This is a genomic window from Scandinavium sp. (genome assembly GCF_051650185.1).
Lineage (GTDB): Bacteria > Pseudomonadota > Gammaproteobacteria > Enterobacterales > Enterobacteriaceae > Scandinavium.
The window spans coordinates 1-26,886 of record NZ_JBOFIN010000004.1 but is presented as its reverse complement, the minus strand read 5'-3'; the positions used below and the strand labels follow the sequence as shown (position 1 = coordinate 26,886).

Below are 26,886 nucleotides of genomic sequence, written 5' to 3'. Positions count from 1 at the left end.
GAGGCTGGAGGCTGGAGGCTGGAGGCTGGAGGCTGGAGGCTGGAGGCTGGAGGCTGGAGGCTGGAGGCTGGAGGCTGGAGGCGTTGCAGAATGCCTCCGGCCCTAGTGAAAACACAAGCTTTAATGCATGTGTATATCTAAGTGTATAGTTTAAAACAACACAAAATTATATAGTTATATATTTCAAAGCATTAACAATCAGGTTTCATTCATGCAGGGGACACCATTTGCCCTCACCCTCCCTGTTAATCACTGCTTCATGCAGGCTGCAATACAAATCCTGGAGCAACGATCCCCGGCCAAATTTCGTAAAAAACTTCTGCCGCCTTAATTCCACCGTTTTTGGGGCTTTCCGGAATGCCGAGCTGCCTTGCAGCCTCAATGCTAATCTCGCCAATTTTTGACTTCGGTCCTAAATCCGCCACGACACAATCAACGGAATTTCCGTTCCAGGTGACTCGGGCCTTACACCCCCTCACAACACCTTTCGTTTTCTGGACAATCAACGAGGGTACAACAACGTAAGGAACGCACTCCGAATCGACATATGCCTCTGGAACGTCAGATGCCAGACCGGGGATCCGATACCAGGTTGTCGATGCAATAATACCGCCGGGAAATATTTTGGGCTCATTGTTGCTATCCAGTACAACGATACTTCGCGCCCATTCATGAGCACACACGACTTTTCCTGCCACAATCTTCATTCCACCGTTCGCCAGATACTCCGTACCGGAATCGTCAGATTTGTAAGCTGCTGGTTTTTGGTTCTGCCCATTTGCTCCATCAGCGTCGATAGCCGCCCCTGCTTTGAAGTAAACACGCCCATCGTCATCTTCAAAGATTTCACAGGAATAAGCGTCATTGGTGATAATACCCAGCGTTGCCATAGATGCCCCTTATTCATATTTGTTTGTAACTTAAGCTAGACTGAATAATTATTTAACCCCACTTAACTCACAAGGGAGGTTATGTTGTAAATAAAGATACCAACTAAAACCATCACCACCACTCATTCGTTATCATTAAATACTTTTTCCCACACCACCTTTTTTAATGATAGATGCGTTTTTATTGCCTTACATAATGAAAACATCGTTCATCACTTCACGGTATAAGCCATGCAACCACTTACCCAATCAGCCACAATCTTACTCCTCTGTGCAACCATGGGGTTATTTGGCCAAGGTGTCAGAGTTATTGTTGGCCTAAAAAAAGCCGGGCGATTATCTCAGGCTGATACGAAAAGTACCTTTGATGCTGCATTTATGCTTATTAGCCTCATGATTGGCGCCATTGCAGGCATTGCAGTCGGCTTTATGATGGGAATAATTGATCCCTCTGCTGCACCAAAAGCATTTGACACTGCTAAACTATTGTCCATTGCAGCAGCGGGTTATGCTGGTGCAGATTTCGTTGAGAATACTGCGGGTCTTGTCATTAATCGTGCAACTCAGGGAAATACCCCTTCCACAGGCGTTAGTTTTCTGAACTCACAATACTGGGTAGAAACTGGGAAAACGTTAACTCTGGCCCCCTCATTTACGCCAGAAAATGCAACTAACAAAACAGGGAAATGGTCAAGTGAAGACAACACAGTAGCGACTGTTGATCCAGACTCGGGCTTAATCACTGGAATAGCCGCAGGTACAACAAATATTTCTTTTGTAGCCAATGACTCCGGGAATTCAGCAATAACTAAAATCACTATCAAATAAGCACCTGAGAGGTTTATATGTTTTATTTTAAAATAAATCGTGTTCGTTTACATGATACACACAGCAGCTCCCTTTTCCCATGGGCTGAAAAGCCCACAATCAATATGGTTAGTTTTATAGTAACTCAAACCGCAGACACTGTTAGCCTTGATAACTGGATTAAAGAAACTGACCCAGTAAAGAAAAAAACCAATTTAGACGCTATCATCAACAACAATATTATGATGGTAGACATTCCAGATATAAGTGTGAAATATAATACCGATGCATCGATTACCTTTGGTGATACCGGCTATTTACTTTATCGTTCAGAGACGATCCCTGATGATTTAAGCTGGATATTTTTAGCTATCAAAAACAATGACAAAAACAGAATCGTCTGGACAGAGATAAAAAATACGATTACCAGCTCAGAAAGCAAAACATTAGCGCAAGCACTGTCGGTGATTTTGCAGGCTAACCCAGCTATAGACCTCGCGCTCGCAGTCACCCGACTGGTGGCTGGCGAAGCAGCAAAGCATCTTTCTACAAAACCGGATGACATTTTAGGTAGTGCCTGTCAGTCCTTTATTCGACAGCAACATTATCCTTACGGAGAACGGTCGCGTGATGGAATTCCGGATACAACCGGAAATATGCTGGTCGACTATTCATTGTTTGCCTATAACGCCCAGCAAATCCCTTCTTAATAACGAATGACGGATAACGGTTTCGTATCGTTATCCGTTGTTTTCTGAGAGTTAACGCCCTTTCCCGGCGGTATAAAAGATCCAAATCTAAACCCAAATTTAAATCTAAACCTCAGGTGCGCCTCATTTCCCAGGGTAGTATCGCGGCCTTTCGCTTGTTTGTTTCACTTTCGGCCTCTGGAAAAATGATGAAAATTAAACCGCTTTCCCTGTTTATTCTGTGCCTGGGAATGGCTCCTGTACTGGCTTCAGCCCAAACTGGCACAGTCAAAACTAATAAAGAAAAATCCGACGACGATCCGACCAAAGTCACCACCAAAGTCGGCGTGGCGTGGTCAGACAATTACGACATGAACGACAGCAACGTTGCTTTCTCAGGCTCTCTGGCATTAGATGAAGCTCGCAAAATTAACCTCAAGGTGAACAGTGATGCGACCGAATGGCGTGTCGGCGGCTCCTGGCTGTTCCCCGTAGGTATCGTTAACTTCAATTTTGGCAAAAACGATTACCCGAACGGGGCTTCGCAAACCAACTACTCTGTCGGTACCTTTATCCCCCTGAGCTACTTCGGTATCGAACCGGCCGGTTTTCAGATCTTCCCAATGGCGGGCTACACCTATAACACTGGCGATCATATTGGCTGTGATAAAGACGAACGCTCTGCCTGCTCCCAGCCTGGCTTTACTGGCTCGCCTTCCCCGGAAAATGGCTTCCACTCGATGGAGACTTCCGGAAGTAGCGGCTATTTGGGCGCCTTTATTCTGAAACCGCTGACCGCCGATCTCCGTCTGCTGAGCTTTATGGGCATGTCCTACGGCTCAAAAAATGACGACGGTGATAACTATAAAGGTTACTTCGGGGGGATTGGCCTGGGCTATTCGTTCGATAAGCACAATTCCGTGAGCGGCTTTACCTACATTCAGGACAACAATACGTATCTGGAAGATGCCGAGAAGCGTTTCCAGCTATCGTACAAATATCAGTTCTAATCCTTCCCAAAAAAGCAGGTGCTCACCTTTATGGATGGCCTGCTTTCTCTTCTTTCCCCAAAAACCCTATAGTTTCAACAGGGTACTACCTGCCATTTTGCTGCTTCGCCAGGCGTCGCCGGGAACAGATTTATACCCCTTCGAAATTATTGTGTCGCCGTTTCACGACAGTTGTAAGTAACTAAAAATTAATAAAAAAATCCCACTTGTCACCCCCATTTTTTAAGCGTACATTAGCGCCGTCTGGAGCACTTGAAGCACAGAATGTTGAGGTGATGCCGAACAGCAAAAGGGAAAAATCCCAATGTTTATTCGAGGCGGTGTCAGCTCTCTATACTCAGTCAGGATATTTTTCATTTGGGCGTGGCAAGGCTACGCGGAGTGATGAGACGTGAAATACTTTTTGATGGGCATCTCTTTTATGGTCATCGTATGGGCCGGTACTTTCGCCCTGATGATTTAGCTTGAGCTTGCAACGAAAAACAGGAGCCGATGGGCTCCTGTTTGCGTTTCTGGATAGCGGCGTGTAGGGGGTGGCTACGCCTGATCCGACCTACGGCGCAGGCAATAGCCCATCTTCGCGGAACATCGCTTTGATGCCTCGCACGGCCTGGCGAATACGATCCCGGTTTTCAATCAGCGCAAAGCGCACGTGAGTGTCGCCATAATCTCCAAAACCTACGCCTGGTGATACGCAGACTTTCGCGTCCTGCAGCAATTTCTTCGCGAACTCCAGCGAGCCCATCGCCGCATACTGCTCAGGAATTTTCGCCCAGACATACATGGAGGCTTTCGGCATCTCCACCATCCAGCCCGCTTCATGCAGCCCTTTTACCAGCACGTCACGGCGGCGTTTGTACTGTTCGGCGATACCCCGTACGCACTGCTGATCGCCTTCCAGAGCAGCAATCGCCGCGACCTGCAACGGCGTGAACGTCCCGTAATCGTGATAACTTTTGATGCGCGCCAGCGCGTTAACCAACTGCGGATTACCCACCATAAAACCGATGCGCCAGCCTGCCATGTTGTAACTCTTCGACAGGGTGAAAAACTCCACCGCCACGTCTTTAGCACCCGGCACCTGCATGATGGAAGGGGCTTTCCAGCCGTCGTACACGATATCGGCATACGCTAAGTCATGTACCACCAGCACGTCATAGCGCTTCGCCAAAGCAACGACTTTCTCGAAGAAATCGAGTTCTACGCACTGTGCGGTTGGGTTAGACGGGAAACCGAGGATCATCATTTTCGGTTTGGGGTAACTTTCGCGGATCGCGCGCTCCAGTTCATTGAAGAAATCGACGCCTTCCACCAGCGGAACTGAGCGTACCTGCGCCCCGGCTATCACCGCACCGTAGATATGAATGGGGTAACTTGGGTTCGGCACCAGCACGGTATCGCCATGATCCAACGTCGCCAGCATCAGATGCGCCAGCCCTTCTTTCGACCCGATCGACACGATCGCTTCGGTTTCCGGGTCGATCTCCACATCGTACCGATCCTGATACCAGCGAGAGATGGCACGACGCAGACGAGGAATACCGCGAGACGTGGAATACCCGTGCGTATCTGGCCGTTGAGCCACTGTGCAAAGTTTTTCCACAATGTGCGGCGGGGTCGCGCCATCCGGGTTACCCATGCTGAAGTCGATAATATCTTCGCCGCGCCGACGCGCAGCCATCTTCAGTTCAGCCGTGATATTGAATACATAAGGGGGAAGTCTGTCGATACGGGTAAAACGGCGTTCAGGTTTGAACTCAGCCATAGGATCCTCGGATTACGTTAGCGCCCGGACCGTCCGAGCGACGCCGCCACTTGTGTGGCATGAATAATAAATAACCCGAAAGTTTTCCTGCTGTCGAGAGGCGAAATTAAAAATAGTGGGCGGATTAAAAGAGGAAATGATGACCGGAAAGGAGAGAACATGGCTTCCCTGATTCGATTATTCCGCACAGACAAAACAACAAATTGATATCATTTGATTTACCAACATTTCCCTCTGAAATGCTTAACCTGCTTAGGATTCAGGAAATCGATATCAATCCCCTTTTAAAATCGTGGTTTTTCCCTGTTATGCGGACGACAGGATAACTGGCACTCGGCCGTCAGGTTTTTTATCATAGGCCTTTCCCGCGCAATCCACGGCTCTCTCATGCACGAAATTTTCACTATGCTGCTGGCGGTCTTCGACAGAGCCGCCCTGATGCTGATCTGTTTATTCTTCCTTATTCGCATCCGCTTGTTTCGCGAACTGCTGCATAAATCCGCCCACACGCCTAAAGAGCTGCTGGCCGTCACTGCCATCTTCTCGCTGTTTGCCCTGTTCAGCACCTGGTCTGGCGTGCCTGTCGAAGGCTCACTCGTTAACGTGCGCATTATCGCCGTGATGTCCGGCGGGATCCTGTTTGGCCCTTGGGTCGGTGCCATCACCGGGCTCATCGCCGGCACGCACCGTTATCTTATCGATATCGGCGGTGTCACTGCCGTGCCGTGCTTTATCACCAGCATTATCGCCGGGCTGATGTCAGGCTGGATCAGCCGAAAAATCCCCAAAGCGCAGCACTGGCGCGCGGGCATTCTGGCAGGCATGGTGTGTGAAACGCTGACCATGATCCTCGTCGTGGTGTGGGCACCTACTCTGGCGCTGGGCCTCGATATTGTCTCTAAAATCGGCGTGCCGATGATACTGGGGAGCGTCTGCATTGGGTTTATCGTCCTGTTAGTGCAAAGCGTCGAAAAAGAAAAAGAAGACATGGCCGGACGACAGGCCAGACTGGCGCTGGATATTGCCAATAAAACCTTGCCGCTGTTTCGCCACGTCAACAGCGAATCCCTGCGACAGGTCTGCGATATCATCCGCCACGATATCCATGCGGATGCGGTCGCCATTACTGATAACGACAAAGTTCTGGCTTATGTCGGCGTGGGTGAGAAAAATTATCAGGAGAACGATCTGGGGATCAGCCCGCGAACTCAACAAGCGTTACGGGACGGCAAAATCATTATTCGTAATGACGACGAGGCTTATCGCACGCCTGAGATCCACTCGCTTCTCATCATTCCGTTATGGGAAAAAGGCATCGTCACCGGGACGCTGAAAATCTATTACTGCCATGCACACCAGATAACCTCTTCGCTACAGGAAATGGCGGTAGGGCTATCACAGATTATTTCGACTCAGCTTGAAGTCTCCCGTGCGGAGCAGCTCAGGGAGATGGCAAATAAGGCAGAACTGCGCGCGTTGCAGAGCAAGATTAATCCCCATTTCTTATTCAACGCGCTGAATGCGATCTCTTCGTCGATTCGCCTTAATCCGGACACCGCGCGGCAGCTGATTTTCAATCTCTCTCGTTACCTGCGCTATAACATTGAATTAAAGGACGATGAACAGATTGATATCCGCAAGGAGCTTTACCAAATCAAGGACTATATCGCCATCGAGCAGGCTCGCTTCGGCGACAAGCTCACGGTGATTTACGATATTGATGATGAGGTGAACTGCGTGATCCCAAGCCTGTTGATCCAGCCGTTGGTTGAAAACGCGATCGTCCATGGTATCCAGCCCTGCAAAGGGAAAGGCGTGGTGACGCTCAGTATTACGGAAAGCGGGAATCGCGTGCGGATAAGCGTTCGTGATACTGGCAACGGCATCGATCCCGCGGTGATCGCCCGCGTCGAAGCCAATGAAATGCCAGGCAACAAAATTGGCCTGCTGAACGTTCACCACCGGGTGACATTACTGTACGGCGAAGGCTTGCATATCCAGCGTCTGGAGCCTGGCACCGAGATTGCTTTTTACGTCCCAAACCAGCGGGTGCCCGTCACGGCGGCCGTACCGTTCCAGCTATAAGGAAATCAGGATGAAAGTCATCATTGTTGAAGATGAGGTGTTGGCTCAACAGGAACTGACCTGGCTGATTAAAGAGCACAGCCAGATGGAGATTGTGGGCACGTTTGATGACGGGCTGGATGTTCTCAAATTTTTGCAGCACAACCGGGTCGATGCCATTTTTCTCGACATCAACATTCCGTCGCTGGACGGCGTGCTGCTGGCTCAGAACATCAGCCAGTTTGCGCATAAGCCGTTTATTGTGTTTATCACCGCGTGGAAGGAGCATGCGGTGGAAGCGTTTGAGCTGGAAGCCTTCGACTATATTTTGAAGCCATATCAGGAGTCGCGCATCGTCACTATGCTGCAAAAGCTGGAAAATGCCTGGCAGTTGCAGTCCGGTGGCAACAGTTCGGCCAGCCCGCAACGCGAAAACGACACCATCAACCTGGTTCGCGATGAGAAGATTTTCGTCACGTCCATTCACGACATCTATTACGCCGAAGCCCATGAGAAAATGACCTTCGTCTATACCCGCAAAGAGTCCTGGGTGATGCCGATGAATATCACCGAATTTTGCAGCAAATTGCCCTCAGCTCACTTTTTCCGCTGCCACCGTTCCTGGTGCGTCAATCTCAGTAAGATCCGTGAAATTGAGCCCTGGTTCAATAACACCTATATCCTTCGCCTGCGCGATCTGGATTTTCAGGTGCCGGTCAGCCGCAGCAAGGTGAAGGAATTTCGCCAGTTGATGCATTTGTGACGATTTTGCCCGGCGGCACTACGTTTGCCGTGCCTACAAAATGTAGGCCTGCGCAAACGTAGTGCCGCCGGGCAGAAAGGGTTTACAGAATCTGCCCTAACGTCTGGCGCAGATGCGCCCCGGAGCCAAGAAGACCGGGATTGTCGTGTACGATCAGGAACACAGGAATATCCTGCACATAAGATTTGAAGCGCCCTTTATCCTCAAAACCTCCGCGGAAGCCGGAAGCTTTAAAGAACTCGAGGAAGCGTGGCACGATCCCGCCTGCGATATACACGCCACCAAAAGTGCCGAGCGTCAGCGCCAGGTTGCCGCCAAAACGCCCCAGGATCACACAGAACAGCGACAGCGCGCGGCGGCAGTCAATGCAGGTATCTTCCAGCGCACGTTCAGTGACATCTTTCGGCTGCAGATTCTCCGGCAAACGCCCATCAGCCTTAACAATCGCGCGATAGAGATAGACCAGGCCCGGCCCGGAAAGCACACGTTCAGCGGAAACATGCCCCAGCTCAGCTCGCAGCTCTTGCAGGATAATGCCTTCTTCTTCACTGTTTGGCGCGTAATCAACATGACCGCCCTCACCCGGCAAGCTGACCCAGCGTTTATCAACGTGGACCAAATGCGCCACGCCAAGCCCTGTGCCCGCACCGTAAACAGCGATTGGTTTTCCTTCAACCGGTTCAGTTCCCCCGAACTGGATAAGATGCTCTTTTTTCAGCATCGGGATAGCCATCGACACGGCGGTAAAATCGTTGATGATTTCCAGGTGCGTGAAACCTAAGTTCTTTCGCATCTCCTCGATGGAAAATGCCCAGGTATGGTTGGTCATTGCCACCCAGTCACCGGTAATCGGGCAGGCAATGGCAATACACCCCTGCTTAACGTCAGCCTGCTTTTCGTCAAGATAGACGCGAACGACGTCCTCAAGGCTTGGGTAATCCAGCCCGGAGTAAGTCTTCGCTTCGGAAATTTCACCGGTGGCCAGATCGCACAGCGCCAGTCGTGCATTGGTCCCACCGACATCACCTGTTAATGCAAACTTTGTCATTCTGTAACGGCTCCACTAAAGTCAGAATAAGTCTTTGGCACACTGTAAGTTCATGCAGGCTTAACAACAATGACCAACGCTGCAACGCCCGTGAATTGTCGATCCCGGTCACATAATAACTTTACCGTTTCAGCATCAATTGCAATGAAGGCTTTGCGGTTAATCGGCAAAGTGTTGCGCGCTAAGCGTTAAAAGGAAATCATTATGCTCCATCCGCGAGCCAGAACCATGCTGATGTTATCGGTTCCCGCCCTGATTATTGGTATCGCCTCCAGTCTGATTCTGGTGGTGGTGATGAAAGTTGCCGACCTGCTTCAGCAGATCTTATGGACCGCGCTACCCGCCCAGTTTGGCATTAGCCTGGATTCCAGCGGCTGGATGATGGTCATACTGACCGCAACCGGCATTGCGGTTGGGTTGGTGATTCGTTACAGCCCAGGTCATGCAGGCCCGGACCCGTCAACGGAACCGCTGATTGGCGCGCCGATCCCGCTTTCTGCGCTTCCAGGGTTAATTCTGGCACTGGTTCTGGGGCTGGCTGGCGGTGTGAGTCTCGGCCCTGAGCATCCCATTATGTCGGTGAATATTGCGCTCGCCGTCGCACTTGGCTCACGCCTTCTGCCGGGAGTGAATAAGCTCGACTGGACGATTCTTGCCGCCTCGGGAACGATTGGTGCTCTGTTTGGTACGCCTGTCGCCGCTGCGCTGATTTTCTCACAGACGCTTAATAGTTCAGACGAAACACCGCTGTGGGACCGTTTATTTGCCCCACTGCTCGCCGCCGCCGCAGGCGCAATGACCACCAGCCTGTTTTTCCATCCTCAGTTTTCACTGCCGATTGCCCACTATCACCAGATGCAACTGGTCGACATTTTCAGCGGCGCTGTCGTCGCAGCCATTGCGATCGCCGTCGGGATGGTCGCCGTTTGGTGTTTACCTCGCCTGCACGCTCTGTTGCACAAGCTGAAGCATCCCGTACTGATTTTAGGGATGGGCGGTTTTCTGCTTGGCGTCATCGGTGTGATGGGCGGCCACATTACGCTCTTTAAAGGGCTGAGCGAAATGCAGCAAATGGCCTTTAGTCAGACGCTCACCGCATCCGATTATCTGTTTATCGCCCTGATGAAACTGGCGGCACTGGTGGTCGCCACTGCCGCTGGTTTTCGCGGCGGTCGCATTTTCCCGACAGTATTTGTCGCCGTCGCGCTTGGGCTGATGCTTCATGCCCATGTCGATACCGTCCCGCTGGCCATTACCGTTTCCTGCGCCATCCTTGGCATGGTGTTGGTGGTGACGCGTGATGGCTGGCTGAGCCTGTTTATGGCCGCCGTGGTTGTGCCAGACACTACGCTGCTTCCGCTGTTATGCATCGTGATGCTGCCCGCCTGGCTGCTGCTGGCGGGCAGACCGGTGATGATGGTCAAACCGCCTCATTGAGTGTTGTTGCGGGCCTCCAGCGCCTGAGTGACGGCTCTGAGCAGCTCAGGGATTTCCTGTTTCGGCAGCACGACCTCAACAAAGGCCAGGTGCTGCCGCTGTAAGGCCAGCTCCAGCACCTCACGAAGCTGCACCGTTTGCGTTACCCGCCAGCTTTGCGCCTGGCATTCAAGGCTCAGCGCCTGCGGCAGGTTCGTCCAGTTCCACAACGCTATATCGTTGTAACGTTGCTCCGGCCCGTGAATCGCTCTTTCGACCGTATACCCTTCGTTGTTTAACAACAAAATGAGTGGCCGCTGCCCATCCCGAAGCATCGACCCAAGCTCCTGCGCCGTCAGCTGTGCCGCACCGTCACCAATCACCAGCACCACTCGCCTGTCAGGCGCTGCGGTTTGTGCGCCAAAAGCCGCCGGGAAGGTATAGCCAATCGATCCCCATAACGGCTGCACGAGCAGTGAGGCATCGGACGGAAGCACCAAAGAAGCCGCCCCAAACGCCGCCGTGCCCTGATCAGCAAGCACGATATCACCGGGCTGTAGCGCCTGCTGGAGCGTCTGCCAGAAACTGCTTTGTGTCAGCGTACCGTTGGTTTTCGCAGGCGTGACACGCGCCCGCGATTCAGGCATCAGCCAGTTTCCGCTGAACTCTTCGCCAAGGCTTCTTAATACCTCAACAGCCTTCTGCATGGGCAACCCGCTAAACCAGCGAGTGCCGACACGTGCGGAAAACGGCTGAAGTTCTATTGTTTTTTCCACTGCCAGCTGATGCGTGAATCCTGTGGTGATGGTGTCAGTGAAACGTGTTCCGATACATAACGTTACGTCGGCATCTTCAATCGCCGCACGAGTGCTTTCATCGCTGGCGGCACCGCTGTAAGTGCCCACAAACCCCTGTTGATGCTCATCCAGCAGCCCTTTGCCCATCAGCAGCGTGGCGAAAGCGATGGGCTGCGAAGCGACCCACTCTCTGAGGGAAGACTGCAACCCATAACGGTGAGCCAAAAAATCAGCCAGCATCGCCACACGCTTAGCGGGTTGCAATACTGCTCTGGCTGCCTCGGAAAACGCCTTCAGCGCCCCCTCATCAACAGGCGCAGGTAAAAGTGTGAGAGCGTTTACAGGCTTGCTGGCCGGGCATTTCGCCACATCAGCAGGCAGCATCAGGTAGGCCGGACGGTGCTCTGTGAGCATTTCCCTCAGTACCCGGTCAATTTCCTGGCAGGCATTGCTGGCGGTGAGCTTTGCCTGGGCTGCGCTGATTGGGCGACTCATCTCATAAAAATGATCGAATTCCCCATCGCCCAGTGTGTGGTGCAGCAACTCCCCACGCTGTTGGCTGCCGGTACCAGGCGCCCCAACGATATGCAAAACAGGCACATATTCTGCGAAGCTTCCCGCTACGCCGTTAAGCGCACTCAGTTCACCAACGCCATAGGTCGTGAGTAACACACCAGCCCCGTGGACTCTGGCATAACCGTCGGCGGCATAGGCGGCGTTCAGTTCATTTGCGCACCCGACCCAACATAACGAGGGATGACTGATGACATGATCGAGAAACTGTAAGTTGTAATCACCCGGTACGCCAAACATGTGGTCAATACCGCATCCGGCAAGACGATCCACCAAATAATCAGCAATAGTGTATTGAGATTGCATAGCCAACTTCCTTTCGCCGCATAGATATTCTGAGTATTAGAGATGCGCGCTGGCTGTCCAGAAGCATAAGAATTTCATAGTGGAAAGCAGAATTTACAGCGTTGGGGAGTATACGTCGGCGAGTGCATAGATTAGTGTAAACGTATACACACTCACCCCTGTTGGAGGTTTTAATGGTTTATCAGGCAAACCCAGAGCGTTATAAAACAATGGAATACCGACGCTGTGGCAAGAGTGGACTGAAGCTCCCGGCCATTTCATTGGGCCTGTGGCATAACTTCGGCGACGCAACTCTGGTGGAAACCAGCCGTCAGTTGCTGCGCCACGCTTTTGATCTCGGGATCACCCATTTTGACCTCGCCAATAACTATGGCCCACCGCCAGGTTCGGCGGAGAGCCATTTCGGGCGTATTTTGCGAGAGGACTTCCTGCCGTACCGCGACGAGCTGATCATCTCCAGCAAAGCGGGCTACACCATGTGGGATGGCCCGTACGGCGACTGGGGTTCGCGCAAATATCTCATTGCGAGCCTTGATCAAAGCCTGAAACGCATGGGGCTGGAGTATGTCGACATTTTCTATCACCACCGCCCGGACCCGGAAACGCCGCTGATTGAAACGATGCGTGCGTTAGACCACGTGGTGCGCCAGGGGAAAGCGCTGTACGTCGGGCTTTCCAATTACCCGGCCGACCGCGCACGCGAAGCACTGGCGATTTTGCAGGATCTCGGCACGCCTTGTCTTATCCATCAGCCCAAATACTCCATGTTTGAACGCTGGGTAGAAGACGGTCTGCTTGCTCTCCTGCAAGAACAAGGCGTGGGTTCGATTGCCTTTTCACCTCTGGCAGGTGGACAGCTGACCGACCGCTATCTCAATGGCATTCCTGCCGATTCCCGTGCCGCCAGCGGCAGCCAGTTCCTGAAGCCGGACCATCTGACTGAGGAGAAAATCGCGAAAATTCGCCAGTTGAATGATATCGCGTTAAGCCGTGGGCAAAAGCTGTCACAGATGGCGCTGGCCTGGGTGCTGCTTGATGACAAAGTGACATCGGTGTTAATCGGTGCCAGCAAAACAGCGCAGCTTGATGATGCCGTTGGCATGCTCAAACAACGCCAGTTTACCTCGCAGGAGTGCACCGCCATTGACGCCATTCTGAATCGCGCAAATTAGCATCACTTTTAGCAAAAAGTGCTGTGGCCGGGTATTTAGGAGTTGCTCCAATCTTACAGGGTTGTAACGCCCCGTAAGATTGCGTTAACAGGCCCACTGAGGCTTCGAACGTAGGAGAAAGAAATGTTCAGGTCACTGATTCTGGCTGCGGTACTTCTGGCAAGCGCCCCGATAGTGGCAAATGCAGGTGAACTCACTCTGCTGCCCTCTGTGAAATTACAAATTGGCGATCAGGATAATTACGGTAACTACTGGGACGGTGGCCGCTGGCGCGACCACGATTACTGGCGCCGCAATTATGAGTGGCGCGATGCACGCTGGCATCGCCATGATAACGGCTGGCACCGCGGCTGGGATAAACGCAAAGCCTATGAGCGTGGCTATCGCGAAGGCTGGAACGACCGCGACGATCACCGCGGCGGCAGGGGTCGTGGCCCAGGCCGGGGCGATCATGGGCACGGTCATCGCCATTAATTCCGACAGATTTTGCCCGGTGGCGGGCTTCGCCTTACCGGGCCTACCAGGAGCCTGTGCCAGCGTAGATTGTAGGCCGGGTTAGCGTAGCGCCACCCGGCAATTATTCGGCAATTACCTTACAAACCTAATAACGTACCCACCAGCAGCCAGCCATTAAGCGTTACCACCAGCACCACGATTATCCACCCCGCCCGTTTCACCCACAGCGTGTTAACCAGGTCGCCCATCAGCTTTTCATCACTGGTGAACCGCAACAACGGCACCAGCGCCAGCGCAATCCCGAAGCTCAGCAGAACCTGGCTCATAACCAGAATACGTGTAGGGTCGAGCCCCATCAGAATGACAATAAACGACGGCAGCATGGTCACAACCCGACGGAACCACAGCGGTATGTGGAAGCGGATAAACCCTTGCATCACCACCTGCCCGGCAAGCGTTCCCACCACCGTTGAGGAAAGGCCGGCGGCAATCAGGCTCAGGCCGAAAATGGTCGCCGCCGCATGATTCAGCAGCGGTTCAAGCGTCAGATAGGCTTCATCAAGGTCGGCCACGCCAGTGTGACCGTTGAAATGGAAAGCCGCGGCGGCGGTTGCCATCATCGCCAGGTTTACGAAACCCGCAATGGTCATGGCAATGGCGACATCCCATCGGGTGGCGTTATAGCGTTCCTGCCGCGTACCGCCATGCAGATGCTGTGTCAGCGAAGAATGGAGGTAGATTACGTGCGGCATAATGGTGGCACCTAACACCCCGGCAGCCAGGAAAACGGCCTCAGAATTCGGCAGCGAAGGCAGCACCATCCCTTTCGCCAGCGGTGCAAGCGCAGGCTGGGAAAAAACAAGCTCGACAATATAGGCCGCAGCGACAAACAGCAGCAGGCCGCCGATCACTTTCTCCAGCGGCTTTTGCCCCCGGCGTTGCAGCATCAGAATCAGGAAAGTGGCGATTCCGGTCAGCACAGCGCCCTGAAGCAGTGAGATCCCCAGGATCAGCTTGAAGCCAATTGCGGCGCCAATGAATTCCGCCAGATCCGTCGCCATGGCGATGATTTCAGCCTGAACCCAGTAAAACCAAACCAGAGGACGAGGATAGTGATCGCGGATTTGCTCGGCCAGGTTTTTGCCCGTGGCAATCCCAAGTTTGGCGGAGAGAACCTGAATCAGCATCGCCATCAGGTTCGCCCATACGACAACCCACAGCAGCTGGTAGCCAAAGCTGGCCCCCGCCTGAATATTGGTAGCAAAGTTGCCCGGATCGATATACCCGATGGCAGCAATGAACGCAGGCCCCATTAATGCAAACCGCATCTTGCGCGCTGCGCGACTGCTGCTACTCTCAACGCGACTGTTTGTCATTTTCTGCCTCTGAAATATAGCCTTTGCTATGTTTCATGCTATCAAAATGAGAATGATTATCAAGTTCATTTGGTGAGGTGATAATGATTTCTCTGATAGACAGAAACGATAGCCGTGTCGGGCCATGTTTGTGGGTAGGTGGAGCGCCTGTTTGCCCCTTAGTCAGACTAGTACAAAAAGGTAACTTTTAACACCTTTACATAACATAACAGAAATGTCTGATGGATCACCTTTTTTGAGATTGCTCACAGCTTCTGATTATAGTGCGGCATAGATCTCGTTTTCTTTTATCTTGTTGCATAGAATGTGCACGGAAATTTAACCTGCCTCATATTTGGAGCAAATATGGACCGCGTTCTACACTTTGTCCTCGCGCTTGCTGTGGTTGCGATTCTGGCGTTGCTGGTCAGCCATGACCGTAAACAGATTCGCATTCGCTATGTTGTTCAACTACTTGTCATTGAAGTCCTGCTGGCCTGGTTCTTCCTGAACTCAGATATCGGCCTGGGATTTGTGAAAGGATTCTCCGAGATGTTCGAAAAACTTCTCGGTTTCGCCAATGAAGGGACAAATTTCGTCTTCGGTAAAATGAACGATGAAGGTCTGGCATTCTTCTTCCTGAAAGTGCTTTGCCCTATTGTGTTCATCTCAGCACTGATCGGTATTCTGCAGCATATCCGTATTCTGCCGATTGTTATCCGTGCCATCGGTACCGTGCTCTCCAAAGTCAACGGTATGGGTAAACTGGAGTCATTCAACGCGGTAAGCTCCCTGATCCTCGGTCAGTCTGAAAACTTCATCGCCTATAAAGATATTCTCGGCAAGATGTCCCGCAACCGCATGTACACCATGGCGGCGACGGCGATGTCTACCGTGTCGATGTCTATCGTCGGCGCTTACATGACGATGCTGGACCCGAAATATGTGGTTGCAGCGCTGGTTCTGAACATGTTCAGCACCTTTATCGTCCTGTCCATCATTAACCCGTATCGCGTTGAGCAGAGCGAAGAGAACCTGCAGATGTCCAATCTGCACGAAGGTCAGAGCTTCTTTGAAATGCTGGGTGAATACATTCTGGCAGGCTTTAAAGTGGCGATTATCGTATCAGCGATGCTGATCGGCTTCATCGCGCTGATCGCAGCCCTCAATGCCCTGTTCGCGACCGTAACCGGCTGGTTCGGCCACAGCATCTCCTTCCAGGGGATTCTGGGCTACATCTTCTGGCCAGTGGCCTGGGTGATGGGTGTTCCTGCAGCTGAAGCGCTGCAGGTCGGTAGCATCATGGCAACCAAAATGGTCTCCAACGAATTCGTTGCGATGATGGATCTGCAGAAAATCGCCAGCACGCTTTCTCCGCGCGCAGAGGGCATTCTGTCCATCTTCCTGGTTTCCTTCGCCAACTTCTCTTCCATCGGTATCATCGCCGGTGCGATTAAAGGTCTGAACGAAGAACAAGGCAACGTGGTTTCTCGCTTCGGCCTGAAGCTGGTCTACGGTTCTACGCTGGTGAGCGTGCTTTCAGCGTCTATCGCCGCACTGGTTCTGTAAGCCAAACAGATGTGAAAAAGCCGGGATTCCCGGCTTTTTTTATTTTCTCAGTTCGCTGAGCGGATGGGGTTTCCCAATCAGATAGCCCTGTAGATAATCCACACCGAGTCGGTACAACAGTTCACGCTGTTCTTCCGTTTCAACGTACTCCGCTACCAACGTTAGCTTCTTCACCTGAGCCAGTTCGCATATCGATTTGACGATCATCTCATCCACCACGTCTGTGGTGATAGTTCGCACGAAACTGCCATCGATTTTAACGATATCCGCTTCAAGGCGCTTAAGGCGTTCGTAGTTCGCGTAGCCCGTACCAAAATCATCAATCGCTATCTGGCAACCATATTCCCGCAGACGCTGAATGTTCAACACGCTGTTTTCAGAACCCGCAAACGCCTGCTGCTCAGTTATCTCGATAGTCACGTTTTGCGGTGAAATGGCGTAGCGAGTGAAGAGATCGATAATCTTGTTGGCACTCTCTTTTTGCATCAACGTGAACGGCATCAGGTTCACGGAAAAATGCTCACCGGGTAAGGTTTGCATCGCTTTGAATAACGTCTCAACCACCAGCAGGTCAAAGCGTTTGCTCAGGTTGAATTGCGCAATAATGGGGATGAATTTATCCGGGGTCACTAACTGCCCGTCAAAACGCATACGCGCCAGGATTTCGTGGTAGCGGTCGCCCTGCTGATTGACTATCGGCTGAGCAAAGAGCTCAATTTCGCCTTCTGCCAGCGCCTTTTTGACCCGGCTGAGCTGCATCACGCGTTCTGTCGTATTGTCTGATACCGTCGCAAGGCTGTTATCCAGCGCCAGCACGCGGCGAGCCGTGCACGCTTGTTCCGACAACCAGCTCAGCTGCCCGAGCGTGTGGTGCAGAGCTTCGCCCTCGCCTTCAATCACGCCCCAGGCCGCACCAAACTCCACATCCAGAGAATCGCCCTGCCAGCTGAATCTATGACTGTTCAGGAAATCGACTATCGATGAGAGTCTCGCCGCTGTTTCTGCGCCCTGGAGCACCAACAACAATTCACTGCCCGGAAGCTGGAAAAGTTTCTCACCCTGGCACAACAGAGGCTGCAGTTCACGGGTCACGCTGCGCTTGCAATGCACTCGCATCATCATGCCGTAATGGCGGCTTAAAAATTCCAGATTATCCATTCTCAGGCAGCACACACTGACCTGTGGATGTTTCGCCAGATAGTGTTCAAAAGCACGCAGATTAGGGAGCCCGGTCAACGGGTCCTGATTGGCCTGAGTGTGCAGTTTCTGCTTAATTGCATCGCTTCGGCCATAAATTTGCGCGATGTAGAGCATGCAAACGGTGAAGGAAATAAGCACCGAAAGCACAAACGAAAACGCATATTCAGTGCTTACGCCCTGCAGGAAGTTGCGGTTATACACCACGAGGAAAAACGCACTGATGCCCCACAAGAGGCTTATCAGCGGATAGCTGAAGCGGTTGATGGCAACAAAGAACAGAATGAAGATCAGCGGGACGAGATAACCGGCGATGAATCGCGATTCAAACGGTGCACACAGTATCAACAGGAATACCGCCAGCCCAAGCAGCCAGTGAAGTGTGAACAACCACTTCCGATGACAAAATGCCGGTGCGATATTCCGCCGCCAGAACTTTTTGGCATAACGCGGATTGAGGATCATTCGTAGCGGATAGTAAAACAGCATGGTGAAAATCAGCGCCGAACAGATCAGGCTCTGGATATCGACAATACTGTAAATAACTGAAGAAGAACTAAAAAACCCTGCCACCGATAGGGGAAAATCAAAGAAACGCCCGGCAAGATACATCGTGCCTTTCAGCGCAAAGGGCGCGAAAAAGCATCCCCAAAAAATACGCACGCCCATATTCTTATTCGGCAAGCCAAACCGCCAGCGCTTGCCCAACATCCATCGCAGAATGCCGCAGGACACAAACACCGCAAAGAGCTGACAAAATAACAGCACGCCCCCCTGAAGCCACGGCAGCGGGAGCAGCCAGGCATTGGTCAGCGCGAAGCCGACGATCAGAGCAAGGATGGCATGGCGTCCGAACAACAGGAGCATCGACAGCATGACGCTTATTGGCAACCAGGCGAGATAAATCGCGTTACCGTCAATTTGCGTGACGGGAGAAAGGAAACGAGCAACAGGAATAGCAAACAGGCTAAGGCTCAGCGCCAGCACAAATTTTTTCGCTGCGGGAGGGAGGGTTAACGTCATTTTGATCAGGATACTATTCCGGCTGGCACAAGTCTTCAACCGCCGCATAGTATGTTTTTTAATCGCGCGAAGCAAGTACAGGCTCAGCGAAAAATCCTATTCTTACTGTGGTTTTTCACACCCCAACATTAACTGACCTTATTCGCGGATTTTTGACGAAACGGGAAGGCTAAAAAGCAAAAACCCCCGCCAGGGCGAGGGTTTAAATTTTGGTGGAGCTAAGCGGGATCGAACCGCTGACCTCTTGCATGCCATGCAAGCGCTCTCCCAGCTGAGCTATAGCCCCACAATGTTGTTTACGTTCCAAATACTGATGGGTGCAGAATTTTGTGGAGCTAAGCGGGATCGAACCGCTGACCTCTTGCATGCCATGCAAGCGCTCTCCCAGCTGAGCTATAGCCCCGTAACGTAAAACGTGTCGTGTTGACGGGCGGCATAATATGAATTCCCTTGCCAGGTGTCAACGGCAAAATAGTCCCCCTTCTTTCAATCGATGAAAAAGCATGCAACTAAATGACATTGCGAGGCTTCTCGCATTCATGAGTTAAACCCGTCACGTTTTCAACTAAAAGGATGCTATAAGATGAACCACTAATTCCACACAGGCACTCAGGAAATAGCATGATCAAGGAACGAATGACGCCGGAGGAACTCGCCCATCTGACCGGTTATAGCCGCCAAACTATCAACAAATGGGTGCGTAAAGAGGGATGGAAAACATCACCTCGTCCCGGTGTACAGGGGGGAAAAGCCCGCCTGGTGCATGTCAACGAACAGGTTCGTGAGTTTATTCATAGCGCGCAACGCGCGGCAGATGTCCCCACTCCGGCAGAAGACAGTTTCGATGCTCTACTGTTGTCACTGGCAAAAGAGATGTCACACGGCGAACAAAAGCAGCTCACCAGCCTGCTGCTTCGTGAAGGGATCTCCGGTTTGCTACTTCGTTTGGGCATTCGTACGCAAGAGTCGCAATGAACATACTCCCTATCCATAGCAAAATGACCACGCAGGAACTCGCGCGTTGCGTTGGCATGGCCAACCAGACGATCAATCGCTGGATCCGTGAGCAAAAGTGGATAACCGAACCGGTGCCAGGCGTAAAAGGTGGAAGAGCAAGGTTGATTCATATCACACCAGATGTCAGAGAATTTCTGGCATCAACGCCTAAACTCCGGCATCTCTCGCTTTCATTACGCGCGGCAGAACCCGCTCATAGCTATCACACGCAGGATAAAGACCCTGTCTGGCAGCAGATTTTTGGCATTATGATGATGATGTCGCCGACGGAGAAAGAACGTCTGCATAAGTTGTTAGTGCGGGAAGGATTGACTCAATTCCTGGAACGTTTGCGAATAGCGGACGAAAGCGAATAAAAAACGGCAGGTGTGAAAACCTGCCGTTTCTCATTGAAGATTAGTTATTGCTGATTTTCACGTTCAGCAATGAATGCCAGCGCTTTGTTGATACGCGCTACGCTGCGGCTTTTACCGATCGCGTGCACGGTGACATCCAGAGCAGGAGACTGACCGGCCCCGGTCACTGCTACGCGCAGCGGCATGCCCACTTTGCCCATACCGACTTCCAGCTCATCAGCCGTTGCCTGAATCGCGTGATGAACGTTTTCTGCCGTCCAGTCAGTGATGGCATCCAGCTTATCACGTACCACTTCCAGCGGCTGACGGGCAACCGGACGCAGGTGTTTCTTCGCCGCGTCGGCATCAAACTCATCAAACTCTTCATAGAAATAACGGCAGCTTGCCGCCATCTCTTTCAGTGTTTTGCAACGCTCGCCCAGCAGTTTCACCAGCTCTGCCAGCTCAGGGCCATTGCGGGTGTCGATTTTTTCCTGCTCGATATGCCATTGCAAGTGAGTTGCCACATACTCCGGAGCCATAGAGTTGATGTAGTGGTGATTCAGCCACTGTAGCTTCTCAGTGTTGAAAGCACTGGCAGATTTGCTTACCGCTCCCAGAGAGAACAGTTTGATCATCTCTTCACGGGAGAAGATCTCCTGGTCACCGCTGGACCAGCCCAAACGCACCAGATAGTTCAGCAGCGCTTCCGGCAGATAGCCATCATCACGATACTGCATGACGCTCACCGCCCCGTGACGCTTGGAGAGCTTTTTGCCATCGTCGCCGTTGATCATTGAAACGTGAGCATACACAGGCACCGGCGCGTTCAGTGCTTTCAGAATGTTAATCTGACGCGGTGTGTTGTTGATATGGTCTTCACCACGGATAACGTGAGTGATTTCCATATCCCAGTCATCCACCACCACACAGAAGTTATAGGTTGGGGAACCATCAGTACGGCGAATGATCAGATCGTCGAGTTCCTGGTTGCTGAACTCGATCGGGCCACGAATCTGGTCGTCGAAAATAACGGAACCGTCTTGTGGGTTAGCAAAACGCACCACGCAAGGCTCATCAGCAGCGTGCTCGCTGTGATCGTGGCGGCAGCGGCCGTCATAACGTGGCTTTTCATTGTTAGCCATCTGCTCTTCGCGCAGGGCATCCAGACGCTCTTTGGAGCAATAGCATTTATACGCCGTCCCTGCGACCAGCATGTCGTCGATAACAGCGTTATAGCGATCAAAACGTTTCGTCTGGAAATAAGGGCCTTCATCCCACTCCAGGCTCAGCCAGTTCATCCCGTCCATAATGGCTTCGATAGCTTCCGGCGTAGAACGCTCAAGATCGGTGTCTTCAATACGCAGCACAAACTCACCGTCGTGGTTACGTGCAAAAAGCCAGGAATAGAGAGCTGTACGAGCACCGCCGACGTGCAGATAGCCTGTCGGGCTTGGCGCGAAGCGAGTTTTGATTTTCATGAAATGGCCTTACGTTTGGAAAGATGCCGACCACCGGCAAATCCTGGGAAAAAACAGTGGGCAATATTCTATCACTCCCATCTGAATCCTCAATGTTGTTCCCTGCGAAACGCTGCGCTTAGCCGATTTTGTTTATAAATCATGCGCCATGGTTTGATTTGCGATCGTTTTGCTTAATTTTACGACGAACAAATAAAATCTTTGGAAAAGGCGTTGACTCATTTTCAACTCTCCCTATAATGCGACTCCACACAGCGGGGGTGATTAGCTCAGCTGGGAGAGCACCTCCCTTACAAGGAGGGGGTCGGCGGTTCGAACCCGTCATCACCCACCACTACTTAGGTAGTCTCCGCCGTGTAAAGTAAGAAATTGAGAAGTGGGTGATTAGCTCAGCTGGGAGAGCACCTCCCTTACAAGGAGGGGGTCGGCGGTTCGATCCCGTCATCACCCACCACTTTCTCGCCAGCTGGATTTCTTACTAAATTGTGAAGTACCGAAGTGGGTGATTAGCTCAGCTGGGAGAGCACCTCCCTTACAAGGAGGGGGTCGGCGGTTCGATCCCGTCATCACCCACCACTTCGGGTCGTTAGCTCAGTTGGTAGAGCAGTTGACTTTTAATCAATTGGTCGCAGGTTCGAATCCTGCACGACCCACCAATGTAGAAAGGCGCCCTAAAGGCGCCTTTTTGCTATCTGCAATTCTTGTCTATCACGTTTCCCTCAAGCCTTACTTTTGTCTGCCGATAACCTCTTTTTCACCCGTAAAAGGAGTTCATGATGGCCTCGATATCTATGCCCTCTTCCACCGCCCCTGGGTTACAGACGACCACCAGCACCGCGGCCCCCCAGGGGAATGACATCTCTTCACAGATAACACGTATTACGCAGCAAATTACCAAGCTGACCCAGCAGTTAAAAACCATCGCTGACGGTAGCGGCAGTACGGAAGACAAACAGAAGCAAGCCGAAATGATTCAGGAACAGATTGCGATGCTCGAAGCACAGTTGGCTGAGCTACAGCATCAACAGGCCGAAAAGGCGCAGAGCCAGCAGGACAAATCCTCTGGAAAAGTCACCGGTGTGAACACCCCTTCTGACGATCATCAAATCGATATCTACGTCTGATAGAGCGGATCGAGAGTACGGGCAGCGGTCAGCGCTTTAGCCTGCTGTCCGACCACATCCCACAGTGCCTGCGTCGCGGTGGATAGCGAGCGGTTCTTCCTCCGCGCCAACATCAGTTGACGCTCAACGACAGGCGTTAGGCGCTTGACCATCAGCTCACTGCCCTGCGGCAATGGCAGTGCCAATGCCGGAAGAATGCTGATCCCAATTCCAGCCTCCACCATCGGAAACAACGTGGCGGGGTGTCCTATCTCCTGAACAATACTCGCAGAAATCCCATGCCGTATCAGCGCGGCGTCTATCAATGGACGGCTCCCGGAAGCGTAATCCTGAAGAACTAATCGGGTTCCCTGAAGCGACTGCCAGTTGATAACAGACTGAGCGGCAAAAGCGTGATCTTTGCGGCACAGCACAAAGAACGGCTCAGACAGGATGGCTTCACACTGCAAATCGCTGACTGCACCAGGATCAATGACGATCCCGAAATCCACTTCCCCCTGACGAATGCTTTCAAGCACCCACTGCTGCGGTCGGTCATGCAGCACAAAGTCTATCTCCGGATAGCGCCGATTACTGGCCGCAATACATTGGGGGATGAGATGGGCCGAGATCGTCTGACTGGCGGCAACCCGTACGGTACCGCTAAGCTGCTGCCCTACTCGTCCTGCATCACGTAGCGTGCTGCTCAGTTCATCCAGTAACCGTTCAAGCCTTGCCGCCAGCTGCTGCCCGGCTTCCGTTAGCACCACTTCCCGCGTGGTTCTGTCCAATAGTCTTACGCCCGTTTGCAGCTCCAGCTCTTTCACACTGTGGCTGACAGCAGACTGGCTTAGACCAATGATCTCGCCTGCCCGGCTAAAGCTCCTGGCCTGTGCGACGGTAATAAACACTTTCAGCTGACGCAGCGAATAATTCATCTGTTTTATTCATTAATGGATGCAATAAATCAATTTTATTTCTCAAATCAAAAAAAGCACAATAGCATCATTCACTTTCTGGAGCGTTTATGAAACTTTTTCGTATTCTTGACCCCTTTACGCTTACGCTGATCACGGTTGTTGTGCTGGCCTCTCTGTTTCCGGCACAGGGCGGGTTTGTCCCGTTCTTCGATGGATTAACCACAGCGGCCATCGCACTCTTGTTCTTCATGCACGGTGCAAAGCTCTCCCGTGAGGCCATCATCGCTGGCGGCAGCCACTGGCGCCTCCACCTGTGGGTGATGTGCAGCACCTTCGTCGTATTCCCTCTTCTCGGCGTACTGTTTGCGCTGTGGGCACCGATTGACGTTGACCCTGCGCTGTACAGCGGCTTTATCTATCTGTGTATTTTGCCAGCAACCGTTCAGTCGGCGATTGCCTTCACCTCACTGGCTGGCGGGAACGTGGCGGCGGCCGTCTGTTCAGCGTCCGCCTCTAGCCTGCTTGGGATCTTCATCTCTCCCCTGCTGGTAGGACTGCTGATGCACCTTCACGGTGCCGGTGGCAGCCTGGAGCAGGTTGGAAAAATTATGCTGCAACTGCTGCTGCCGTTTGTGCTGGGCCATCTCTCTCGGCCATGGCTCGGCGAGTGGGTCGCACGCAACAAAAAGTGGATTGGCAAAACCGACCAAACGTCGATTCTGTTAGTGGTTTACTCCGCCTTTAGTGAAGCGGTTGTAAACGGTATCTGGCACAAAGTCGGCGTGGGTTCTCTGCTGTTTATCGTTATCGTGAGCCTGATTCTGCTGGCGATAGTTATCGTGGTGAACACCGTGGTGGCGCGCAAATGCGGCTTCAATAAAGCGGATGAAATTACGATTGTCTTTTGCGGATCGAAAAAGAGTCTGGCCAACGGCATCCCGATGGCCAACATTCTTTTCCCGACAGCGATGGTCGGCGTGATGGTGCTGCCGCTGATGATTTTCCACCAGATTCAGCTTATGGTCTGTGCGGTGCTGGCACGTCGCTATAAGCGTCAGACCCAAGAGCGTGAGGCCCAAAAAGCGGCTGATGCCGCCAAGGCTTAACGCCCGCGCTTCAGGGGCTGCACCAGATGCGTCAGCCCCTCGGTTTTGATCAACAGCGTAATCGCCATTAGCTCACCCAGTCGCCCGGCAGGAAACTCATCCTTACGGGCGAACCAAAGCAGATACTCTTCCGGCACATCAATCAGCATTCTGCCCTTATATTTGCCAAAAGGCATTTCAGTGTTGGCTATCGCGATCAGCTGCTCTTTTTCCACGTCAGACTCCTAACAGGCGCAACATTTCGGCTTCGTCGATAACGTCAATGCCTAGCTCCTGGGCTTTCACCAGTTTGGAACCTGCGGCTTCACCCGCAATCACCAAATCGGTTTTCTTCGAGACGCTGCCGGCAACTTTTGCCCCCAGCGCGACTAACCGTGCTTTGGCGTCATCACGAGACATCTGGCTCAGGCTGCCGGTCAGTACGACGGTTTTCCCGGCAAATGGGCTGTCTATCTCTTCGGCATTGATAACAACCGGTGCAGGCCAGTGAACACCTTCATTTTGCAGCTGCTGAATGACCTCACGATTACTCTCTTCCGCAAAGAAGTTAAAGACGTGTGTCGCGACGACAATCCCCACATCCTGCACTTTCTGCAGATCCTCGATGGATGCTGCAATCAGCGCATCAAGCGTGCCGTAATGTGCCGCAAGTCCGGCCGCAGTGGCTTCACCTACTTCACGGATACCCAGCGCATAGAGGAAACGGGCAAACGTGGTTTCTTTCGCCTTTTCCAAGGCGTTGACCACATTCAGAGCCGATTTTGGCCCCATGCGATCAAGCCCGGTGAGCTTACCCGCCGTCAGGCGGAACAGATCGGCTGGCGTATGGACATACTCTTTCTCGACCAGCTGGTCGATAATTTTATCGCCCATACCGTCAACATCCAGCGCACGGCGTGACACGAAGTGCTTCAGGGCTTCTTTGCGCTGCGCCCCGCAAATCAGGCCACCGGTGCAGCGCGCGACGGCTTCCCCCTCCACTCGCTCCACGTCTGAACCACATACAGGGCAATGAGTGGGGAACTCAATTTCACGAGTGTCTTCAGGACGCTCAGATTCCACCACGTTAACGACCTGAGGGATGACATCTCCAGCACGGCGAATGACCACTTTATCGCCAATGCGCAGGCCCAAACGTTCAATTTCATCAGCGTTATGCAGCGTTGCGTTGCTGACCAGCACACCAGCAACCTGAACAGGCTCAAGGCGAGCAACAGGTGTAATCGCCCCTGTACGCCCTACCTGAAACTCAACGTCACGCACATAGGTCATCTGTTCCTGAGCCGGGAATTTGAAAGCCACAGCCCAACGCGGTGCGCGAGCAACAAAGCCCAACTGTTCCTGCAGCTCAAGCGAATCGACCTTAATGACCACGCCGTCGATATCAAACCCGAGATGCGGGCGATCTTCTTCCACCTGATGGTAGTAAGCGAGTACCTCTTCCGGCGAGCTGCAGAGTTTCACTCGGTTGCTCACCGGCAATCCCCACTCTTTAAACTGCTGCAGGCGGCCTAAATGGCTCCCCGGCAGCTCACCCCCTTCAAGAACGCCAACGCCATAACAGAAGAAAGTAAGCGGTCGCTTCGCGGTAATGCGCGGATCAAGCTGGCGCAGAGAGCCTGCCGCCGCGTTGCGCGGATTGGCAAAGAGTTTCCCACCGGTACGGCGCGCATCCTCATTGATTTTCTCAAAACCCGCTTGAGGCAGGAAAACTTCCCCACGCACTTCCAGACGCGCAGGAATGTTGTCACCACGCAGCTTTAACGGGATCGCTCGAATGGTACGCACGTTAGCGGTAATATCTTCGCCCGTTGTCCCATCACCTCGCGTCGCAGCCTGAATCATCACGCCGTTTTCATAGAGAATGCTCACCGCCAGACCATCAAGCTTTAACTCACAGCAGTAAGTCAGCGCATCGGTGCTTTTCAATCTGTCCTGCACGCGTTTGTTGAAGGCGACAAAACTCTCTTCATCGAAGACGTTATCCAGCGACAGCATCGGGACTTCATGGCGGATTTGACTAA

At 52.4% G+C, this 26,886-nt stretch carries 24 protein-coding genes and 6 tRNA genes; 18 read left to right on the top strand and 12 right to left on the bottom strand.

The genetic code is table 11. The features are described from left to right. Positions 1-257: 257 nt before the first annotated feature. A complete protein-coding gene (locus ACRCWW_RS00620) occupies positions 258-890 on the bottom strand; it encodes a hypothetical protein (RefSeq protein WP_438680658.1) in 633 nt (210 codons plus the stop codon). 231 nt (positions 891-1,121) lie between these two features. Between ACRCWW_RS00620 and ACRCWW_RS00615 the strand changes: the two genes are divergently transcribed. From ACRCWW_RS00615 to ypdK, 4 genes are all read left to right on the top strand, one after another. Beyond that, the gene (locus ACRCWW_RS00615; RefSeq protein ID WP_438680657.1) at positions 1,122-1,718 is read left to right on the top strand and encodes an Ig-like domain-containing protein; all 597 of its coding nucleotides are present in this window, start codon (positions 1,122-1,124) and stop codon (positions 1,716-1,718) included. Positions 1,719-1,735: 17 nt separating this feature from the next. Next, complete coding sequence (locus ACRCWW_RS00610; protein ID WP_438680656.1) at positions 1,736-2,407, top strand: hypothetical protein; 672 nt, start codon at positions 1,736-1,738, stop codon at positions 2,405-2,407. 188 nt (positions 2,408-2,595) lie between these two features. Continuing rightward, positions 2,596-3,396, top strand: coding sequence for a hypothetical protein (locus ACRCWW_RS00605; RefSeq protein WP_438680655.1), 801 nt, complete (start codon positions 2,596-2,598; stop codon positions 3,394-3,396). A gap of 391 nt (positions 3,397-3,787) precedes the next feature. Beyond that, the gene (gene ypdK / locus ACRCWW_RS00600; protein ID WP_077777854.1) at positions 3,788-3,859 is read left to right on the top strand and encodes a membrane protein YpdK; all 72 of its coding nucleotides are present in this window, start codon (positions 3,788-3,790) and stop codon (positions 3,857-3,859) included. Positions 3,860-3,949: 90 nt separating this feature from the next. On the opposite strand, the gene alaC is transcribed toward ypdK, so the two are convergent. After that, the gene (gene alaC, locus ACRCWW_RS00595; protein WP_438680654.1) at positions 3,950-5,161 is read right to left on the bottom strand and encodes an alanine transaminase; all 1,212 of its coding nucleotides are present in this window, start codon (positions 5,159-5,161) and stop codon (positions 3,950-3,952) included. Positions 5,162-5,548: 387 nt separating this feature from the next. Here alaC and ACRCWW_RS00590 point away from each other — a divergent pair, with 387 nt between their 5' ends. After that, positions 5,549-7,246: a LytS/YhcK type 5TM receptor domain-containing protein gene (locus ACRCWW_RS00590; protein ID WP_438680653.1), complete on the top strand. Its 1,698-nt coding sequence runs from the start codon at positions 5,549-5,551 to the stop codon at positions 7,244-7,246. Positions 7,247-7,256: 10 nt separating this feature from the next. Next, positions 7,257-7,988: a LytR/AlgR family response regulator transcription factor gene (locus tag ACRCWW_RS00585; protein ID WP_438680652.1), complete on the top strand. Its 732-nt coding sequence runs from the start codon at positions 7,257-7,259 to the stop codon at positions 7,986-7,988. An 82-nt stretch (positions 7,989-8,070) separates the two neighbouring features. Here ACRCWW_RS00585 and glk read toward each other — a convergent pair whose 3' ends face one another. Further along, positions 8,071-9,036 (bottom strand): glucokinase, encoded by a 966-nt coding sequence (glk, locus tag ACRCWW_RS00580; protein WP_438680651.1) that lies wholly within the window; start codon positions 9,034-9,036, stop codon positions 8,071-8,073. Between the two features lie 204 nt (positions 9,037-9,240). Between glk and ACRCWW_RS00575 the strand changes: the two genes are divergently transcribed. Continuing rightward, complete coding sequence (locus tag ACRCWW_RS00575; protein ID WP_438680650.1) at positions 9,241-10,473, top strand: ion channel protein; 1,233 nt, start codon at positions 9,241-9,243, stop codon at positions 10,471-10,473. Here the strand turns inward: ACRCWW_RS00575 and ACRCWW_RS00570 are convergent. Further along, on the bottom strand, positions 10,467-12,128 hold the full coding sequence (locus ACRCWW_RS00570) for an alpha-keto acid decarboxylase family protein (RefSeq protein ID WP_438680649.1): 1,662 nt from the start codon (positions 12,126-12,128) through the stop codon (positions 10,467-10,469). The genes ACRCWW_RS00575 and ACRCWW_RS00570 overlap by 7 nt on opposite strands. A gap of 173 nt (positions 12,129-12,301) precedes the next feature. Between ACRCWW_RS00570 and mgrA the strand changes: the two genes are divergently transcribed. Beyond that, complete coding sequence (mgrA, locus tag ACRCWW_RS00565; protein WP_438680648.1) at positions 12,302-13,300, top strand: L-glyceraldehyde 3-phosphate reductase; 999 nt, start codon at positions 12,302-12,304, stop codon at positions 13,298-13,300. Positions 13,301-13,423: 123 nt separating this feature from the next. Then, positions 13,424-13,774, top strand: a complete 351-nt coding sequence (locus ACRCWW_RS00560) for a DUF2502 domain-containing protein (protein ID WP_438680647.1) — start codon at positions 13,424-13,426, stop codon at positions 13,772-13,774. A 119-nt stretch (positions 13,775-13,893) separates the two neighbouring features. On the opposite strand, the gene ACRCWW_RS00555 is transcribed toward ACRCWW_RS00560, so the two are convergent. Further along, positions 13,894-15,132, bottom strand: coding sequence for an Nramp family divalent metal transporter (locus ACRCWW_RS00555; protein ID WP_438680646.1), 1,239 nt, complete (start codon positions 15,130-15,132; stop codon positions 13,894-13,896). Between the two features lie 345 nt (positions 15,133-15,477). Here ACRCWW_RS00555 and ACRCWW_RS00550 point away from each other — a divergent pair, with 345 nt between their 5' ends. Then, positions 15,478-16,680, top strand: coding sequence for a NupC/NupG family nucleoside CNT transporter (locus ACRCWW_RS00550; RefSeq protein ID WP_404658113.1), 1,203 nt, complete (start codon positions 15,478-15,480; stop codon positions 16,678-16,680). 39 nt (positions 16,681-16,719) lie between these two features. Here ACRCWW_RS00550 and ACRCWW_RS00545 read toward each other — a convergent pair whose 3' ends face one another. The 3 genes from ACRCWW_RS00545 to ACRCWW_RS00535 form a co-directional block, all read right to left on the bottom strand. Beyond that, the gene (locus ACRCWW_RS00545; protein ID WP_438680645.1) at positions 16,720-18,900 is read right to left on the bottom strand and encodes an EAL domain-containing protein; all 2,181 of its coding nucleotides are present in this window, start codon (positions 18,898-18,900) and stop codon (positions 16,720-16,722) included. 210 nt (positions 18,901-19,110) lie between these two features. Continuing rightward, a tRNA-Ala gene (locus ACRCWW_RS00540) sits at positions 19,111-19,186 on the bottom strand. A gap of 44 nt (positions 19,187-19,230) precedes the next feature. Then, a tRNA-Ala gene (locus tag ACRCWW_RS00535) sits at positions 19,231-19,303 on the bottom strand. Positions 19,304-19,521: 218 nt separating this feature from the next. On the opposite strand from ACRCWW_RS00535, the gene ACRCWW_RS00530 reads away from it, so the two are divergent. Both ACRCWW_RS00530 and ACRCWW_RS00525 read left to right on the top strand, forming a co-directional pair. Next, positions 19,522-19,875 (top strand): YfeC-like transcriptional regulator, encoded by a 354-nt coding sequence (locus ACRCWW_RS00530; protein ID WP_438680644.1) that lies wholly within the window; start codon positions 19,522-19,524, stop codon positions 19,873-19,875. A gap of 2 nt (positions 19,876-19,877) precedes the next feature. Continuing rightward, entirely contained in the window at positions 19,878-20,273 is a 396-nt protein-coding gene (locus ACRCWW_RS00525) for a YfeC-like transcriptional regulator (RefSeq protein ID WP_438680659.1), read from the top strand. A 44-nt stretch (positions 20,274-20,317) separates the two neighbouring features. On the opposite strand, the gene gltX is transcribed toward ACRCWW_RS00525, so the two are convergent. Next, entirely contained in the window at positions 20,318-21,733 is a 1,416-nt protein-coding gene (gene gltX / locus ACRCWW_RS00520; RefSeq protein WP_438680643.1) for a glutamate--tRNA ligase, read from the bottom strand. A gap of 258 nt (positions 21,734-21,991) precedes the next feature. Here gltX and ACRCWW_RS00515 point away from each other — a divergent pair. The 5 genes from ACRCWW_RS00515 (at position 21,992) to ACRCWW_RS00495 (ending at position 22,857) form a co-directional block, all read left to right on the top strand. Further along, a tRNA-Val gene (locus ACRCWW_RS00515) sits at positions 21,992-22,067 on the top strand. Between the two features lie 44 nt (positions 22,068-22,111). Continuing rightward, a tRNA-Val gene (locus ACRCWW_RS00510) sits at positions 22,112-22,187 on the top strand. A 46-nt stretch (positions 22,188-22,233) separates the two neighbouring features. Further along, positions 22,234-22,309 (top strand) — tRNA-Val (locus ACRCWW_RS00505). A gap of 4 nt (positions 22,310-22,313) precedes the next feature. Next, a tRNA-Lys gene (locus ACRCWW_RS00500) sits at positions 22,314-22,389 on the top strand. 120 nt (positions 22,390-22,509) lie between these two features. Continuing rightward, positions 22,510-22,857 carry a FlxA-like family protein gene (locus ACRCWW_RS00495; RefSeq protein ID WP_438680642.1) on the top strand — a complete coding sequence of 116 codons (348 nt, stop codon included), beginning with the start codon at positions 22,510-22,512 and terminating at the stop codon, positions 22,855-22,857. Here ACRCWW_RS00495 and ACRCWW_RS00490 read toward each other — a convergent pair. Then, positions 22,848-23,774, bottom strand: coding sequence for a LysR substrate-binding domain-containing protein (locus tag ACRCWW_RS00490; RefSeq protein ID WP_438680641.1), 927 nt, complete (start codon positions 23,772-23,774; stop codon positions 22,848-22,850). The genes ACRCWW_RS00495 and ACRCWW_RS00490 overlap by 10 nt on opposite strands. 89 nt (positions 23,775-23,863) lie before the next feature. On the opposite strand from ACRCWW_RS00490, the gene ACRCWW_RS00485 reads away from it, so the two are divergent. Beyond that, positions 23,864-24,862, top strand: a complete 999-nt coding sequence (locus ACRCWW_RS00485) for a bile acid:sodium symporter family protein (RefSeq protein WP_438680640.1) — start codon at positions 23,864-23,866, stop codon at positions 24,860-24,862. Here ACRCWW_RS00485 and ACRCWW_RS00480 read toward each other — a convergent pair. Then, complete coding sequence (locus ACRCWW_RS00480) at positions 24,859-25,077, bottom strand: DUF3820 family protein (protein WP_438680639.1); 219 nt, start codon at positions 25,075-25,077, stop codon at positions 24,859-24,861. The genes ACRCWW_RS00485 and ACRCWW_RS00480 overlap by 4 nt on opposite strands. Position 25,078: 1 nt before the next feature. Then, on the bottom strand, positions 25,079-26,886 hold a 1,808-nt coding region (gene ligA, locus ACRCWW_RS00475), incomplete at its 5' end, for an NAD-dependent DNA ligase LigA (protein ID WP_438680638.1).